This is a genomic window from Mycobacterium palustre (genome assembly GCF_002101785.1).
Classification (GTDB): Bacteria; Actinomycetota; Actinomycetes; order Mycobacteriales; family Mycobacteriaceae; genus Mycobacterium; species Mycobacterium palustre.
Genome location: NZ_LQPJ01000115.1, coordinates 51,202 through 67,813 on the forward strand (window position 1 = coordinate 51,202; position 16,612 = coordinate 67,813).

A 16,612-nucleotide genomic window follows, 5' to 3' on the forward strand; every position below is an offset into this window, starting at 1 on the left:
TCCTGAGCTATCTCGCGGGTGCGGCGCAGATCGGCGCGGTGGCCGCCGGGGCGCCGCTGGTGGTCGGCCTGACCCGGCAGGTGCACGCGCGCTGGGAGGGCCGCGCCGGTGCCGGCGTCATGCAGCCGTGGCGCGACATACTCAAACAGCTTGGCAAGCAACGGGTCACGCCGACCGGCACCACGGTGGTGTTCGCGGCCGCGCCCGCCGTGGTCGCGGGTTCGACGTTGCTGATCGCCGCGATCGCGCCGTTGGTCGCCACGGGGTCTCCGCTGGACGCCAGCGCCGACCTGTTCGCGATCGTCGGCCTGTTGTTCGTGGGCACCGTCGCGCTGACCCTGGCCGGCATCGACACCGGCACCTCGTTCGGCGGGATGGGCGCCAGCCGCGAGATCACCATCGCCGCGCTGGTCGAACCCACCATCCTGCTCGCCGTGTTCGCGCTGTCCATGCCGGCCGGGTCGGCCAATCTCGGTGCCCTGGTGGCGCATACGATGTCCCATCCGGACCAGTCGGTGTCGCTGGTCGCCGTGTTGGCGTTCGCGGCGCTGGCGATCGTGATCGTCGCCGAGACCGGTCGGCTGCCGGTGGACAATCCGGCCACCCATCTCGAACTGACCATGGTGCATGAGGCGATGGTGCTGGAATACGCCGGTCCGCGCCTGGCGCTGGTCGAGTGGGCGGCCGGCATGCGGCTGACCGTGCTGCTAGCGCTGCTGGCAAACCTGTTCGCGCCGTGGGGGATTGCCGGTGACCGGCCCGGCGTGGTGGACATTTTCGTCGGGGTTGCGGCGTTGGTGGCCAAGGTGGCGCTGCTGGCGGGGCTGCTCGCGACCGTCGAGGTGTTCGTCGCCAAGCTGCGCCTGTTCCGGGTGCCCGAACTGCTGGCCGGGTCGTTTCTGCTGTCGTTGCTCGCGGTCACGGCCGCCAACTTCTTCGCGGGGCCGGCATGACGTACGGCGGCTTCGCGGTGCTCATCGACCTGGCGGCCGGCGGCCTGATCCTGGCGGCGGTGTTGATCGTGTGGCGGCGCGACCTGGGGGCCATCATCCGGCTGCTGGCCTGCCAGGGCGTCGCCCTGGCGGCAATCCCCGTCGTGCGCGGCGCCTACGACGGCGACGGCGCACTCGTCGCCGTCGGCGCCGCCGTGCTGGTATTGCGGGGCGCGATACTGCCGCGGTTGCTGGCCCGGGCGATCGGGGCCGAGCCGCAGTCCCGGCGGGAATCCACCCCGCTGCTGAACACCGCCGCCTCGCTGTTGGTCGCGGCGGGGTTGACCCTGGTCGCGTTCGCCGCGGCCGAACCCTTGGTCAAGCTGCAGCCCGCCGCCTCCACGAATGCCGTTCCGGCCGCCACCGCCGTGGTGCTGATCGCGCTGTTCGTGATGGTCACACGGCGGCACGCGCTATCGCAGGCCGCCGGATTTCTGATGCTGGACAACGGGATTGCGGCCACAGCGTTCCTGCTGACCGCAGGGGTGCCGCTGGTGGTCGAACTCGGCGCCTCGCTGGACGTGCTATTCGCCGTCATCGTGATCGGGGTGCTGACCGGCCGGCTGTCCCGCGCCTTCGGCGGCGCCGACCTAGACGCGCTGCAGGAGCTGCACGACTGATGACAGCGCTAGTGCTCGCCGCCATCCTGGCGCCGGTCGCCGCCTCGGTCGCCACCGTGGTCGCCGGGTGGCGCCGTTCGACCGCGGTGCTGATCGTCGCGTCGGCGCTGACGGTCCTCGGCTGTGGCGCCGCGCTGGGCATCGGTGTCGGATCGCGTACCGAGCTCGCGTTGGGCGGCTTGCTGCGGGTCGACGCGCTCACCGTCACCATGCTGATCGTCATCGGGGTCGTCGCCACCCTGGCAACGTGGGCGAGCGTCGGCTATGTCGGCGCCGAACTCGCGGACGGCCACACCGATGCCGGTGGCGTCCGGACCTACGGCGCGCTGACCGCAGCGTTTTTGGCGGCGATGGTTGTTGCGGTGTGCGCCAACAACATCGGCGTCATCTGGGTGGCGATCGAAGCCACCACGGTGATCACCGCCTTCCTCGTCGGACACCGTCGCACCCGCGGCGCGCTCGAAGCGACCTGGAAGTACGTCGTGATCTGCTCGGTGGGCATCGCCATCGCCTTTTTGGGCACCGTGCTGCTCTACTACGCCGCGCAGCATGCCGGCGCGCCGGCCGGGGCGGCGCTGAACCTGGACGTTCTGATGGCGCACGCCGGTCGGCTCGATCCCGGCACCGCGCGGCTGGCGGGCGGCCTGCTGCTGGTCGGCTACGGCGCCAAGGCCGGGCTGTTTCCGTTCCACACCTGGCTGGCCGACGCCCACAGCCAGGCCCCGGCGCCCGTTTCGGCGCTGATGAGCGGTGTGCTGTTGTCGGTGGCCTTCTCGGAACTGATTCGCATCAAACCGATCGTCGACGGCGCCACCAGCCACACCTTCCTGCGGTCGGGGCTGCTGGTGGTCGGGCTGGCGACGCTCGTCGTCGCCGCCCTGATGCTCACGCTGACGCCGGACGTCAAACGCATGCTCGCCTATTCGTCGATGGAGAACATGGGCCTGCTCGCGATCGCGGCGGCCGCCGGCACCACCCTGGCGGTCGCCGCGCTGCTGCTTCATGTGCTCGCCCACGGGCTCGGCAAAACCGTCCTGTTCCTGGCCAGCGGTCAGCTGCAGGCCGCGCACGGCTCAACCGCGATCGCCGATATCAGCAACGTGCTGAGGCGTTCCCGCCTGGTCGGCCTATCGCTTGCCGTCGGGGTGATCGCGCTGCTCGGAATGCCGCCCTTTGCGATGTTCGCCAGTGAGTTGGCCATGGTCCATTCGCTTGCCGACGCCCGGCTCACCTGGGCGCTCGCGGCCGGCATGCTGCTGGTCGCGATCGCCTTCGCCGCGCTGGCGCGCAACTCGGGGCGCCTGCTGTTCGGGGGCCCCGCCACCGCCGCCGCGATCCCGGTGCCACGAACGGTCGCCGCGGCCCTGGTCCTGGGTGTCGCGGCCTCGCTCGTCCTCGGCATCACCGCGGGCCCGCTCACCGGGCTTTTCACCGCCGCCGCCGGCGCCGTCGGGGTAGCGCCGTGATCGCAGACTGGGTGCGCCACCGGGCGTGCGAGGACAGCGTGGCCGAGATGGCAGAAGACCTGCTGTGCAAGGGTTTTCGGTTGGCACTTGTCGCCGCCCATGACGACGACGGAGCCTTTCGCGTCGTCTATCTGTTCCTGGCCGGGCGGCCGGATCGGCGCGTCGAGCTCGAATGCGTCGTGCCTAAAGACGCCCCGGCGATGCGGTCGTTGGCATACCTGTCGTTCCCCGCAGGCCGATTCGAGCGCGAGATGGCGGACCTGTACGGGATCCGGCCGACGGGTCATCCCAAGCTGCGCCGGTTGGTGCGCCACGCGCACTGGCCCGACGACTGGTATCCGATGCGCAATGCGGTTGCGCCCGAACCGAAATTCGACGGATCCGGCCACTTTCCGTTCGTCCCGGTCGAGGGCCCCGGGGTGTACGAGATCCCGGTCGGCCCCGTCCACGCCGGCCTGATCGAACCCGGCCACTTCCGTTTCTCCGTCGCCGGCGAAACCGTGCTGCGGCTCAAGGCCCGGCTGTGGTTCGTCCACCGCGGGGTCGAAAAGCTCTTCGAAGGCCGGGTGGCCAGCGGCGCGGTCGAGCTTGCCGAACGCATCAGCGGCGACACCTCCGTCGCGCACGCGCTCGCGCACAGCCTCGCCGTCGAAGACGCGCTCGGGATCCGGCTTCCCGAACACGTGCACCGGCTGCGGGCGCTGCTGGTCGAGCTGGAAAGGCTCTACAACCACGCCACCGACATGGGCGCGCTGGCCAACGACGTCGGGTTCGCGATCGCCAACGCCCACGCTCAGCGCATCCGCGAACAACTGCTGCGGCTCAACGCGACCGTCACCGGGCATCGGTTCCTGCGTGGCGCCATCCGGCCGGGCGCGGTCACGCTGCGCGCCCTGCCCGATGTGGCTGTGCTGCAATCGATCGCGGCCGACGTCGCCGAGGTCGCCCAACTGACGCTGCGCAACAGCCTGGTCTACGACCGGTTCGCCGGGACGGCCGTCCTGCACTCCGAAGACGCCCGTGCCCTCGGGTGCCTCGGGTACGTCGCGCGCGCCAGCGGCATGCGCACCGACGCGCGGCTCGAACACCCCACGACCGCGCTGCCGGTGACCGAAATCGCCGCCGAGGAAGGCGACGTGCTGGCCCGCTACACCGTGCGCCGCGACGAATACGCCGCGTCCACCGACTTGGCATGCCACCTGGTCGAATCACACACGGGGCCGGTCGATTACGCGGCGACACCGGACCTGCCGCACGCGGCGAACCGCAGCGGCATCGGCATCGTCGAAGGGTGGCGCGGCACCGTCGTGCACCGCGTCGAGCTCGACGCGGCCAACCGCATCACCCGCGCCAAGGTCGTCGACCCGTCCTGGTTCAACTGGCCGGCGCTGCCCGTCGCGATGGCCGACACCATCGTTCCCGACTTCCCGTTGGCCAACAAGAGCTTCAACCAGTCCTACGCCGGCAACGATCTCTGAAACCCCGACGCTACCCCTCGCCGGCCAACGCGTACCGGCCGTCGGCGGTCCGCGTCACCAGGCCGTCGGCGAGCAGCGACTCCAGCGCCCGGTCACGCTGCGGCGGGTCAGTGAGCCACGCCACGTCCAGCTGGGCCCGGGTGACCGGAGAGTCGTTGCCGCGCAACACGTCCAGCAGGCGCCCGCGGGCCTGCCGGTCGGTGCCGGCGTAGGTCTGCACCCGGCGCGCCGGCCCCTCCGCCGGGGGAGATCCGGCCTCCCGCCACGCGCAGCGGGTGACCGGGCACAGCCCGCACCGCGGGGCCCGCGCTGTGCACACGATCGCGCCCAGCTCCATCAGCGCCGCCGAAAACGTCGGCGCCCGTTCGTCATCCGGCATCAAGGCGGACACGGCGGCGTGGTCGCGCACCGCGGACGGCGCCCCGGCGTCGGCCAGGCCGTGAACGGCGCGGGCCAGCACCCGTCGCACGTTGGTGTCGACCACCGGCACCGGTCGCCGGTAGGCGAAGCAGGCGATCGCTCGCGCGGTGTAGCTGCCGATGCCGGGCAACGTCAGCAGGGTGTCGACGTCGGCGGGGACGACGTCGTCGTGGTCGCGGGCGATGACGGTGGCGCACTCGTGCAATCGCTTGGCCCGCCTGGGATAACCGAGCTTTCCCCACGCGCGCAGCACGTCGGCGGCGCTGGCGGCGGCGGTAGCCGACGGGGTGGGCCAGCGCCGCACCCAATCCGTCCAGATCGGCAGCACCCGCGCCACCGGCGTCTGCTGCAGCATGCACTCGCTGACCAGGATCTGCCACGCGGTGACGCCGGGTTCGCGCCAGGGCAGGTCGCGCCGCGACCGGTCGTACCAGCCGATCAGTTCGTCTGGCGAGACGGTCAGGTGCGTGTGCGGCATGATGCTTGCTATGCCGAACACCAGCCCGGTAACCGCGTGGAAAGCACTCAAAGAGGGTAACGAGCGGTTCGTCGCCGGGACGCCCCAGCATCCCAGCCAGAGCGTCGACCACCGGGCCAGCCTGGCCGCCGGGCAGAGGCCGACCGCGGTCGTGTTCGGCTGCTCGGACAGCCGGGTTGCCGCCGAGCTCATCTTCGACCAGGGCCTGGGTGACATGTTCGTCGTTCGCACCGCCGGGCAGGCCATCGACTCGGCGGTGCTGGGCTCCATCGAGTTCGCGGTGACGGTGCTCGACGTCCCCCTGATCGTGGTTTTGGGCCACAACAGCTGCGGTGCCGTGAAGGCTGCCTTGGCCGCGATCGAGGACGGCGCCATTCCCAGCGGCTTCGTGCGCGACGTGGTGGAGCGGGTGGCGCCGTCGGTCCTGATGGGCCGCCGCGACGGACTGAGCCGCGTCGACGAGTTCGAGGATCGGCACGTGTGCGAGACGCTGGCCCAACTCATGGAGCGTTCGTCGGCCATCTCGGGGCGGGTGTCGGCGGGGACGGTTGCGCTCGCGGGCGTCACCTATCACCTCGCCGACGGGCGCGCGGTGTTGGTCGACCACGTCGGCGACATAGGCGAATAGCACGCCGGGCCGCCAGCAAACATCGCGACACGCCGAGCGGGATGTAACAAATCGGCGTGACCTGGGCCTACGGTGTGACCGTGCTGGATCTGGAACCGCGTGGCCCGCTACCGACCGAGATCTATTGGCGGCGTCGGGGCCTGGCCCTGGGCATCGGGGTCGTCGTCGTCGGCGTCGTCGTCGCCACGGTCATCGCATTCATGGGCCACAGCGCGGGCGCCAAACCCGCCAGCGCCGACAAGCCCAACTCCGCACCGAGCAAGCCGGGCGCGCCCCCACCGCAGGCGCCTCCGCCGCCCGGACCCGCAGGCGCCGCGCCGGTCGCGCCGCCCGCGCAGGGGCTAAACCCCGAGTCACCCACGCCCACCGCCGCGGTCCAGCCGCCGCCGGTGCTCAAGGAGGGCGATGACTGCCCCGATTCGACGCTGGCCGTCAAGGGCCTGACCAACGCTCCGCAGTACTTCATCGGCGACCAGCCGAAGTTCACGATGGTGGTCACCAACATCGGGCTGGTGTCGTGCAAGCGCGACGTCGGGGCCTCGGTGCTGGCGGCCTACGTGTACTCGCTGGACAACAAGCGGCTGTGGTCCAACCTGGACTGCGCGCCGTCCAACGAGACCCTGATCAAGACGTTCACGCCCGGCGAGCAGGTGACGACGGCGGTGACCTGGACCGGGATGGGCTCGGCGCCGCACTGTCCGCTGCCGCGCCCGGCGATCGGCCCGGGCACCTACAACCTCGTCGTGCAGCTGGGCAACCTCCGTTCGCAGCCGGTGCCGTTCATCCTGAACCAGCCGCCACCGCCGCCCGGCCCGCTGCCCGGGCAGCGGGCCGGGCGGCGGTGGCGGCTGGTTCAGGATGAACGGCACCGGCTGCGAACGGAGGTTGCCCAGCTGCACGACGAGGTTGTAGGTGCCCGGGCCGATCGCCGGGCGCGGCAGCGGACAGTGCGGCGCCGAGCCCATCCCGGTCCAGGTCACCGCCGTCGTCACCTGCTCGCCGGGCGTGAACGTCTTGATCAGGGTCTCGTTGGACGGCGCGCAGTCCAGGTTGGACCACAGCCGCTTGTTGTCCAGCGAGTACACGTAGGCCGCCAGCACCGAGGCCCCGACGTCGCGCTTGCACGACACCAGCCCGATGTTGGTGACCACCATCGTGAACTTCGGCTGGTCGCCGATGAAGTACTGCGGAGCGTTGGTCAGGCCCTTGACGGCCAGCGTCGAATCGGGGCAGTCATCGCCCTCCTTGAGCACCGGCGGCGGCTGGACCGCGGCGGTGGGCGTGGGTGACTCGGGGTTTAGCCCCTGCGCGGGCGGCGCGACCGGCGCGGCGCCTGCGGGTCCGGGCGGCGGAGGCGCCTGCGGTGGGGGCGCGCCCGGCTTGCTCGGTGCGGAGTTGGGCTTGTCGGCGCTGGCGGGTTTGGCGCCCGCGCTGTGGCCCATGAATGCGATGACCGTGGCGACGACGACGCCGACGACGACGACCCCGATGCCCAGGGCCAGGCCCCGACGCCGCCAATAGATCTCGGTCGGTAGCGGGCCACGCGGTTCCAGATCCAGCACGGTCACACCGTAGGCCCAGGTCACGCCGATTTGTTACATCCCGCTCGGCGTGTCGCGATGTTTGCTGGCGGCCCGGCGTGCTATTCGCCTATGTCGCCGACGTGGTCGACCAACACCGCGCGCCCGTCGGCGAGGTGATAGGTGACGCCCGCGAGCGCAACCGTCCCCGCCGACACCCGCCCCGAGATGGCCGACGAACGCTCCATGAGTTGGGCCAGCGTCTCGCACACGTGCCGATCCTCGAACTCGTCGACGCGGCTCAGTCCGTCGCGGCGGCCCATCAGGACCGACGGCGCCACCCGCTCCACCACGTCGCGCACGAAGCCGCTGGGAATGGCGCCGTCCTCGATCGCGGCCAAGGCAGCCTTCACGGCACCGCAGCTGTTGTGGCCCAAAACCACGATCAGGGGGACGTCGAGCACCGTCACCGCGAACTCGATGGAGCCCAGCACCGCCGAGTCGATGGCCTGCCCGGCGGTGCGAACGACGAACATGTCACCCAGGCCCTGGTCGAAGATGAGCTCGGCGGCAACCCGGCTGTCCGAGCAGCCGAACACGACCGCGGTCGGCCTCTGCCCGGCGGCCAGGCTGGCCCGGTGGTCGACGCTCTGGCTGGGATGCTGGGGCGTCCCGGCGACGAACCGCTCGTTACCCTCTTTGAGTGCTTTCCACGCGGTTACCGGGCTGGTGTTCGGCATAGCAAGCATCATGCCGCACACGCACCTGACCGTCTCGCCAGACGAACTGATCGGCTGGTACGACCGGTCGCGGCGCGACCTGCCCTGGCGCGAACCCGGCGTCACCGCGTGGCAGATCCTGGTCAGCGAGTGCATGCTGCAGCAGACGCCGGTGGCGCGGGTGCTGCCGATCTGGACGGATTGGGTGCGGCGCTGGCCCACCCCGTCGGCTACCGCCGCCGCCAGCGCCGCCGACGTGCTGCGCGCGTGGGGAAAGCTCGGTTATCCCAGGCGGGCCAAGCGATTGCACGAGTGCGCCACCGTCATCGCCCGCGACCACGACGACGTCGTCCCCGCCGACGTCGACACCCTGCTGACGTTGCCCGGCATCGGCAGCTACACCGCGCGAGCGATCGCCTGCTTCGCCTACCGGCGACCGGTGCCGGTGGTCGACACCAACGTGCGACGGGTGCTGGCCCGCGCCGTTCACGGCCTGGCCGACGCCGGGGCGCCGTCCGCGGTGCGCGACCACGCCGCCGTGTCCGCCTTGATGCCGGATGACGAACGGGCGCCGACGTTTTCGGCGGCGCTGATGGAGCTGGGCGCGATCGTGTGCACAGCGCGGGCCCCGCGGTGCGGGCTGTGCCCGGTCACCCGCTGCGCGTGGCGGGAGGCCGGATCTCCCCCGGCGGAGGGGCCGGCGCGCCGGGTGCAGACCTACGCCGGCACCGACCGGCAGGCCCGCGGGCGCCTGCTGGACGTGTTGCGCGGCAACGACTCTCCGGTCACCCGGGCCCAGCTGGACGTGGCGTGGCTCACTGACCCGCCGCAGCGTGACCGGGCGCTGGAGTCGCTGCTCGCCGACGGCCTGGTGACGCGGACCGCCGACGGCCGGTACGCGTTGGCCGGCGAGGGGTAGCGTCGGGGTTTCAGAGATCGTTGCCGGCGTAGGACTGGTTGAAGCTCTTGTTGGCCAACGGGAAGTCGGGAACGATGGTGTCGGCCATCGCGACGGGCAGCGCCGGCCAGTTGAACCAGGACGGGTCGACGACCTTGGCGCGGGTGATGCGGTTGGCCGCGTCGAGCTCGACGCGGTGCACGACGGTGCCGCGCCACCCTTCGACGATGCCGATGCCGCTGCGGTTCGCCGCGTGCGGCAGGTCCGGTGTCGCCGCGTAATCGACCGGCCCCGTGTGTGATTCGACCAGGTGGCATGCCAAGTCGGTGGACGCGGCGTATTCGTCGCGGCGCACGGTGTAGCGGGCCAGCACGTCGCCTTCCTCGGCGGCGATTTCGGTCACCGGCAGCGCGGTCGTGGGGTGTTCGAGCCGCGCGTCGGTGCGCATGCCGCTGGCGCGCGCGACGTACCCGAGGCACCCGAGGGCACGGGCGTCTTCGGAGTGCAGGACGGCCGTCCCGGCGAACCGGTCGTAGACCAGGCTGTTGCGCAGCGTCAGTTGGGCGACCTCGGCGACGTCGGCCGCGATCGATTGCAGCACAGCCACATCGGGCAGGGCGCGCAGCGTGACCGCGCCCGGCCGGATGGCGCCACGCAGGAACCGATGCCCGGTGACGGTCGCGTTGAGCCGCAGCAGTTGTTCGCGGATGCGCTGAGCGTGGGCGTTGGCGATCGCGAACCCGACGTCGTTGGCCAGCGCGCCCATGTCGGTGGCGTGGTTGTAGAGCCTTTCCAGCTCGACCAGCAGCGCCCGCAGCCGGTGCACGTGTTCGGGAAGCCGGATCCCGAGCGCGTCTTCGACGGCGAGGCTGTGCGCGAGCGCGTGCGCGACGGAGGTGTCGCCGCTGATGCGTTCGGCAAGCTCGACCGCGCCGCTGGCCACCCGGCCTTCGAAGAGCTTTTCGACCCCGCGGTGGACGAACCACAGCCGGGCCTTGAGCCGCAGCACGGTTTCGCCGGCGACGGAGAAACGGAAGTGGCCGGGTTCGATCAGGCCGGCGTGGACGGGGCCGACCGGGATCTCGTACACCCCGGGGCCCTCGACCGGGACGAACGGAAAGTGGCCGGATCCGTCGAATTTCGGTTCGGGCGCAACCGCATTGCGCATCGGATACCAGTCGTCGGGCCAGTGCGCGTGGCGCACCAACCGGCGCAGCTTGGGATGACCCGTCGGCCGGATCCCGTACAGGTCCGCCATCTCGCGCTCGAATCGGCCTGCGGGGAACGACAGGTATGCCAACGACCGCACCGCCGGGGCGTCTTTAGGCACGACGCATTCGAGCTCGACGCGCCGATCCGGCCGCCCGGCCAGGAACAGATAGACGACGCGAAAGGCTCCGTCGTCGTCATGGGCGGCGACAAGTGCCAACCGAAAACCCTTGCACAGCAGGTCTTCTGCCATCTCGGCCACGCTGTCCTCGCACGCCCGGTGGCGCACCCAGTCTGCGATCACGGCGCTACCCCGACGGCGCCGGCGGCGGCGGTGAAAAGCCCGGTGAGCGGGCCCGCGGTGATGCCGAGGACGAGCGAGGCCGCGACACCCAGGACCAGGGCCGCGGCGACCGTTCGTGGCACCGGGATCGCGGCGGCGGTGGCGGGGCCCCCGAACAGCAGGCGCCCCGAGTTGCGCGCCAGCGCGGCGAAGGCGATCGCGACCAGCAGCATGCCGGCCGCGAGCGCCCAGGTGAGCCGGGCGTCGGCAAGCGAATGGACCATGGCCAACTCACTGGCGAACATCGCAAAGGGCGGCATTCCGAGCAGCGCGATCACCCCGACGGCAAGCGATAGGCCGACCAGGCGGGAACGCCTCAGCACGTTGCTGATATCGGCGATCGCGGTTGAGCCGTGCGCGGCCTGCAGCTGACCGCTGGCCAGGAACAGGACGGTTTTGCCGAGCCCGTGGGCGAGCACATGAAGCAGCAGCGCGGCGACCGCCAGGGTGGTGCCGGCGGCCGCCGCGATCGCGAGCAGGCCCATGTTCTCCATCGACGAATAGGCGAGCATGCGTTTGACGTCCGGCGTCAGCGTGAGCATCAGGGCGGCGACGACGAGCGTCGCCAGCCCGACCACCAGCAGCCCCGACCGCAGGAAGGTGTGGCTGGTGGCGCCGTCGACGATCGGTTTGATGCGAATCAGTTCCGAGAAGGCCACCGACAACAGCACACCGCTCATCAGCGCCGAAACGGGCGCCGGGGCCTGGCTGTGGGCGTCGGCCAGCCAGGTGTGGAACGGAAACAGCCCGGCCTTGGCGCCGTAGCCGACCAGCAGCAGGCCGCCCGCCAGCCGCGCGGTGCCGGGATCGAGCCGACCGGCGTGCGCCATCAGAACGTCCAGGTTCAGCGCCGCCCCGGCCGGCGCGCCGGCATGCTGCGCGGCGTAGTAGAGCAGCACGGTGCCCAAAAAGGCGATGGCGATGCCCACCGAGCAGATCACGACGTACTTCCAGGTCGCTTCGAGCGCGCCGCGGGTGCGACGGTGTCCGACGAGGAAGGCGGTGATCACCGTGGTGGCTTCGATCGCCACCCAGATGACGCCGATGTTGTTGGCGCACACCGCAACAACCATCGCCGCCAAAAACGCTGCGGTCAGCGCGCCGTAGGTCCGGACGCCACCGGCATCGGTGTGGCCGTCCGCGAGTTCGGCGCCGACATAGCCGACGCTCGCCCACGTTGCCAGGGTGGCGACGACCCCGATGACGATCAGCATGGTGACGGTGAGCGCGTCGACCCGCAGCAAGCCGCCCAACGCGAGCTCGGTACGCGATCCGACACCGATGCCCAGCGCGGCGCCACAGCCGAGGACCGTCAGCGCCGACGCGACGATCAGCACCGCGGTCGAACGGCGCCACCCGGCGACCACGGTGGCGACCGAGGCGGCGACCGGCGCCAGGATGGCGGCGAGCACTAGCGCTGTCATCAGTCGTGCAGCTCCTGCAGCGCGTCTAGGTCGGCGCCGCCGAAGGCGCGGGACAGCCGGCCGGTCAGCACCCCGATCACGATGACGGCGAATAGCACGTCCAGCGAGGCGCCGAGTTCGACCACCAGCGGCACCCCTGCGGTCAGCAGGAACGCTGTGGCCGCAATCCCGTTGTCCAGCATCAGAAATCCGGCGGCCTGCGATAGCGCGTGCCGCCGTGTGACCATCACGAACAGCGCGATCAGCACCACGGCGGTGGCGGCCGGAACGGCATTCGTGGAGGCGGCGGGCTGCAGCTTGACCAAGGGTTCGGCCGCGGCGAACGCGACCAGGGTCAACCCCGCCGCGACCAACAGCGAGGCGGCGGTGTTCAGCAGCGGGGTGGATTCCCGCCGGGACTGCGGCTCGGCCCCGATCGCCCGGGCCAGCAACCGCGGCAGTATCGCGCCCCGCAATACCAGCACGGCGGCGCCGACGGCGACGAGTGCGCCGTCGCCGTCGTAGGCGCCGCGCACGACGGGGATTGCCGCCAGGGCGACGCCCTGGCAGGCCAGCAGCCGGATGATGGCCCCCAGGTCGCGCCGCCACACGATCAACACCGCCGCCAGGATCAGGCCGCCGGCCGCCAGGTCGATGAGCACCGCGAAGCCGCCGTACGTCATGCCGGCCCCGCGAAGAAGTTGGCGGCCGTGACCGCGAGCAACGACAGCAGAAACGACCCGGCCAGCAGTTCGGGCACCCGGAACAGGCGCAGCTTGGCGACGAACACCTCGACGGTCGCGAGCAGCCCCGCCAGCAGCGCCACCTTGGCCACCAACGCCGCAACCCCGACGAAAATGTCCACCACGCCGGGCCGGTCACCGGCAATCCCCCACGGCGCGAACAGGTTTGCCAGCAGCGCTAGCAGCACGGTCAGCCGCATGCCGGCCGCCCACTCGACCAGCGCCAGGCGCGGACCGGCGTATTCCAGCACCATCGCCTCATGCACCATGGTCAGTTCGAGATGGGTGGCCGGATTGTCCACCGGCAGCCGACCGGTCTCGGCGACGATCACGATCGCCAGCGCCGCGAACGCCAACACGGCGACCAGCGACACCGACTGGTCCGGATGGGACATCGTATGCGCCACCAGGGCACCGAGATTGGCCGACCCGGCCGGCATGGACAGCGCGAACACGGCGAGCAGGATGGTGGGTTCGACCAGCGCGGCGATGGTGATCTCGCGGCTGGCGCCCATCCCGCCGAACGAGGTGCCGGTGTCGATGCCGGCCAGGGTCAGCGCGACGGTGCCCACGAACAACAGGCCGACGATCGCGAACAGGTCGGCGCTGGCGTCCAGCGGAGACCCCGTGGCGACCAACGGCGCGATCGCGGCGATCAGCAACGTCGAACCCGCGACCACGGCGGGCGCGGCCGCGAACACCACCGTGGTGCCGGTCGGCGTGACCCGTTGCTTGCCAAGCTGTTTGAGTATGTCGCGCCACGGCTGCATGACGCCGGCACCGGCGCGGCCCTCCCAGCGCGCGTGCACCTGCCGGGTCAGGCCGACCACCAGCGGCGCCCCGGCGGCCACCGCGCCGATCTGCGCCGCACCCGCGAGATAGCTCAGGACGTTCATCGGGCGACCACCAGCACGATCAGCACGCCCAGCGCGCCGTAGGACAAATACAGGTGCACGCTGCCGTTGTGGGCGCGCCGCACCGCTTCGGCCGCGGCCCGCACCGCCCGGGTCACCGGCGCGTACAGGCGCTCCTCGATGGCGTCGGCGATCCGGGTTCGGAACGTGATCTTGTCGGCCAGATACCGCGATTCGGCGACGTGGGTGATCTCGATATCGGTGTCGGGGCGCAGGACATCGTCGAAGATCCGTTGCAGCGGCTCGGCAAAAGAGGTCGCCGTGTATTCCATCCGGGCGGTGAGACCGTCTGCGCCGCAAGCCCATAGCGGCGATGTCACCGGAGCCGGTCGGCCCCGCCGGCACCGGGACACCACCGCGACGGTCGCTGACGCAACGCAGACACCGCCGGCAATCACCGCGGGCGCGATCGAACCCTGCAACAGCGGCAGGCGCACCACGGCACCGAAATCGCCCAATTGCACGGCGCGGCCGGCCGGCAGCGCGGCGATCACCCGACGCAGCGCGGGTGCCACCACCGACGGCGCCACCGCCAGCACGACGCAACCGGCCGCCGCGGCGACCATGCCGGCCAGCATCGCGCGGGGAGCCTCGCTCGCCCGGGCGGCCCGCGGGTCGCGCGGCCGTGCGAGGAATCCGATGCCGAACGCCTTGACCATCGCGGCGACCCCCACCCCCGTGGTGAGGGCGACCGCGCCCACCGCCAGCGGCGCGGCCAGCGCCAAAACGGTGCCGGGCCCGGGCGCGGTGTGGATCAGCGACTGGACGAGCAGCCATTCGCTGACGAAGCCGGCGCCCAGGGGGAGCCCGCACGCCCCCAGGGCGGCCACCCCGAACATGGTGGTGGTCAACGGCATTCGGCGGGCCAGCCCACCCAGCCGGTCAAGGTCGCGCAGGCCGGTGGCGACCAGGACCGAGCCGGCGGCCATGAACCCGAGGCTCTTGAACGCGGCGTGCGCGACCAGGTGCAGCATGGCCGCGGCCGCGGCGATCGTCGCCTGTGCGTGCGCGCCCGAGGCCGCGAACAACGTCGCCGCGCCCAAGGCCAGCGTGACCAAGCCCAGGTTCTCGGTCGTCGAATAGGCAAGCAGCCGTTTGAGATCCGTGGCGACCGAAGCCTCGACGACGCCGTAAAGCGCCGACGCCCCGCCGAAGACCATCAACACGAGTCCCCACCACCGTGGTCCCGGGCCCAGCAGCTGCAGGTCGACGCGGCAGATGCCGTACACGCCCATGTTGACCATGGCCGCGCTCATCAGCGCCGACACCGCGCTGGGGGCCTCCGGGTGGGCGCGCGGCAGCCAGGCGTGCAGGGGCACCAGCCCGGCCTTCGACCCGAACCCCGCCACCGTCAACAGGAAGACCGCAGTGCGCACGCCGTCCGGAACGCTTCGGAAATCGGCGAACCGGTCCGCGTGCCCGGCCGCGGCCAGCACCATCAGTCCGACCAGGATCACCGCGAACCCCGCCTGCGTCATGACCGCGTACACCAGCGCGGCGGACCGAACCTCCGGTCGGGTGTGATCGGCCAGCACCAGCACCAGCGACGTGACCGCCATCAGCTCCCAGGCCAGCAGGAAGGTGGTCACCGAGCCCGCGGCGGGCAGCAGCAGCATCGCCGCGCCGAACGCCGGCAGCACCGCAAGGGCGAACCGGCTCAGGTGCCCGTGACGGCCGTAGCCGATCACGTACATCCCGACGGCGACCATGACCGCGCCGGTGATGGTCATGAAGAACCCGCCCAACGGGTCCAGGTTCAGCTGCACCCCGGAAAGGGGAACCAACCAGCCGATCCGCACCGAACGAACCGACCCCGACACCCCCAGCAACCCCGCCCACAGGCCCAGGCCCCCCAGCAACGACGTCAGCACTCCCGCAATGAAGGGCCCAAAGTCCTTGCTGACCATCGGATCTGGCGCGGGTGCCGCCTCGGTCGCCAGTGCGGCGGTCACTTGCCGGTGACCGATCTCAGCGCCGCGACGATCTCCGCCGGGGTCGGCGGACATCCGGGTATTTCCAGATCGACGGGCACCACGTCCGCCACCGCGCCGACCACGCCATAGCCGTCGGTGAACACGCCGCCGTTGCAGGCGCAATCCCCGCAGGCGATCACCCGCCGCGGGTGCGGCGTCGCCTCGAGCGTTGCCCTCAAGGGCCCCGCCATGTTTCGGGTCACGACACCGGTCACCAGCAGCGCGTCCGCGTGGCGCGGCGAGGCCACCAACCGGGCGCCGAACCGCTCGGCGTCATATACCGGCCCGAACGCGCCCGAGACCTCCACCTCACAGGCGTTGCACGAACCGGCATCGACGTGTCGGAGTTGCAGCGAACCACGCACTCCCGCAATAGGTTCCGCTGTCAGCGGCGGCCGGGCGGGGGCCGGCTCGGCGATCCGACCGATGGCAAACGCCTTACGAATCCAACCCATGGCCGCTACTGCGCGCTTCCGGCGCGCAGGTCCTCCAACACCGCCACACGGTCGCTGAGCACCCCGGTGAGCGCCTTGCGGGCCACCAAGAGCAGTTCGGCGATATCGGGTGAGGCGAGCGAGTAGATCATCGTGTTGCCGTCTCGGTGCGCGTCGACAACACCGGCGCGGCGCAACACGCCCAACTGCTGGGACAGATTCGACGACTCCAGCCCGACCTCGGGTAGCAGTTCGGCGACCGTTTTGTCCCCGGTGACGAGAAGCTCGAGAACCCTGATGCGCGCCGGATGGCCCAACGTCTTGAAGAACTCGGCCTTGACCTTGTTGAGCGGCTCGGACACCACAGTTCTCCT

The 16,612-nt window shown here is 71.1% G+C and carries 15 protein-coding genes and 2 pseudogenes; 7 read left to right on the top strand and 10 right to left on the bottom strand.

The genetic code is table 11. From position 1 onward, the window contains the following. Positions 1 to 2: 2 nt before the first annotated feature. The 4 genes from AWC19_RS18280 to AWC19_RS18295 are packed head-to-tail and all read left to right on the top strand — an operon-like array spanning position 3 to position 4,556. Positions 3 to 953 (top strand): respiratory chain complex I subunit 1 family protein, encoded by a 951-nt coding sequence (locus tag AWC19_RS18280; protein ID WP_085079487.1) that lies wholly within the window; start codon positions 3 to 5, stop codon positions 951 to 953. After that, positions 950 to 1,612, top strand: coding sequence for a hypothetical protein (locus tag AWC19_RS18285; protein WP_085079467.1), 663 nt, complete (start codon positions 950 to 952; stop codon positions 1,610 to 1,612). Before AWC19_RS18280 ends, AWC19_RS18285 begins: the two co-directional genes overlap by 4 nt. Beyond that, positions 1,612 to 3,078 carry a proton-conducting transporter transmembrane domain-containing protein gene (locus AWC19_RS18290; protein WP_085079468.1) on the top strand — a complete coding sequence of 489 codons (1,467 nt, stop codon included), beginning with the start codon at positions 1,612 to 1,614 and terminating at the stop codon, positions 3,076 to 3,078. Before AWC19_RS18285 ends, AWC19_RS18290 begins: the two co-directional genes overlap by 1 nt. A 47-nt stretch (positions 3,079 to 3,125) precedes the next feature. After that, positions 3,126 to 4,556 (top strand): hydrogenase large subunit, encoded by a 1,431-nt coding sequence (locus AWC19_RS18295; protein ID WP_085079489.1) that lies wholly within the window; start codon positions 3,126 to 3,128, stop codon positions 4,554 to 4,556. Positions 4,557 to 4,566: 10 nt separating this feature from the next. On the opposite strand, the gene AWC19_RS18300 is transcribed toward AWC19_RS18295, so the two are convergent. After that, entirely contained in the window at positions 4,567 to 5,454 is an 888-nt protein-coding gene (locus AWC19_RS18300; RefSeq protein ID WP_085079469.1) for an HhH-GPD family protein, read from the bottom strand. A gap of 10 nt (positions 5,455 to 5,464) precedes the next feature. Here AWC19_RS18300 and AWC19_RS18305 point away from each other — a divergent pair, with 10 nt between their 5' ends. Together AWC19_RS18305 and AWC19_RS18310 are read left to right on the top strand one after the other, a co-directional pair. Further along, positions 5,465 to 6,082 carry a carbonic anhydrase gene (locus AWC19_RS18305; RefSeq protein WP_085079490.1) on the top strand — a complete coding sequence of 206 codons (618 nt, stop codon included), beginning with the start codon at positions 5,465 to 5,467 and terminating at the stop codon, positions 6,080 to 6,082. A gap of 80 nt (positions 6,083 to 6,162) precedes the next feature. Further along, a pseudogene (locus AWC19_RS18310) lies at positions 6,163 to 6,903 on the top strand (hypothetical protein); the annotation flags it as partial. Here AWC19_RS18310 and AWC19_RS18315 read toward each other — a convergent pair. Further along, a pseudogene (locus tag AWC19_RS18315) lies at positions 6,904 to 7,644 on the bottom strand (hypothetical protein); the annotation flags it as partial. It lies immediately after the preceding pseudogene. A gap of 80 nt (positions 7,645 to 7,724) precedes the next feature. Then, positions 7,725 to 8,342 (bottom strand): carbonic anhydrase, encoded by a 618-nt coding sequence (locus AWC19_RS18320; RefSeq protein ID WP_085079490.1) that lies wholly within the window; start codon positions 8,340 to 8,342, stop codon positions 7,725 to 7,727. Between the two features lie 10 nt (positions 8,343 to 8,352). Between AWC19_RS18320 and AWC19_RS18325 the strand changes: the two genes are divergently transcribed. After that, entirely contained in the window at positions 8,353 to 9,240 is an 888-nt protein-coding gene (locus AWC19_RS18325) for an HhH-GPD family protein (protein ID WP_085079469.1), read from the top strand. A gap of 10 nt (positions 9,241 to 9,250) precedes the next feature. Here the strand turns inward: AWC19_RS18325 and AWC19_RS18330 are convergent, their stop codons facing one another. From AWC19_RS18330 to AWC19_RS18360, 7 genes are read right to left on the bottom strand one after another with little or no spacing between them, the layout of a single operon-like run. Beyond that, positions 9,251 to 10,681, bottom strand: a complete 1,431-nt coding sequence (locus AWC19_RS18330; protein ID WP_085079491.1) for a hydrogenase large subunit — start codon at positions 10,679 to 10,681, stop codon at positions 9,251 to 9,253. A 47-nt stretch (positions 10,682 to 10,728) separates the two neighbouring features. Then, positions 10,729 to 12,195, bottom strand: a complete 1,467-nt coding sequence (locus AWC19_RS18335; protein ID WP_085079468.1) for a proton-conducting transporter transmembrane domain-containing protein — start codon at positions 12,193 to 12,195, stop codon at positions 10,729 to 10,731. Then, entirely contained in the window at positions 12,195 to 12,857 is a 663-nt protein-coding gene (locus AWC19_RS18340) for a hypothetical protein (RefSeq protein ID WP_085079467.1), read from the bottom strand. Before AWC19_RS18340 ends, AWC19_RS18335 begins: the two co-directional genes overlap by 1 nt. Further along, positions 12,854 to 13,804, bottom strand: a complete 951-nt coding sequence (locus tag AWC19_RS18345; RefSeq protein ID WP_085079487.1) for a respiratory chain complex I subunit 1 family protein — start codon at positions 13,802 to 13,804, stop codon at positions 12,854 to 12,856. The genes AWC19_RS18340 and AWC19_RS18345 overlap by 4 nt, the downstream gene beginning before the upstream one ends. Before the next feature lie 5 nt (positions 13,805 to 13,809). Beyond that, positions 13,810 to 15,738, bottom strand: coding sequence for a proton-conducting transporter transmembrane domain-containing protein (locus tag AWC19_RS18350; protein ID WP_085079488.1), 1,929 nt, complete (start codon positions 15,736 to 15,738; stop codon positions 13,810 to 13,812). 41 nt (positions 15,739 to 15,779) lie between these two features. Continuing rightward, on the bottom strand, positions 15,780 to 16,259 hold the full coding sequence (locus tag AWC19_RS18355) for an NADH-quinone oxidoreductase subunit B family protein (RefSeq protein ID WP_085079466.1): 480 nt from the start codon (positions 16,257 to 16,259) through the stop codon (positions 15,780 to 15,782). Between the two features lie 5 nt (positions 16,260 to 16,264). Next, positions 16,265 to 16,603 (bottom strand): ArsR/SmtB family transcription factor, encoded by a 339-nt coding sequence (locus AWC19_RS18360; protein ID WP_142281282.1) that lies wholly within the window; start codon positions 16,601 to 16,603, stop codon positions 16,265 to 16,267. Positions 16,604 to 16,612: the final 9 nt, after the last annotated feature.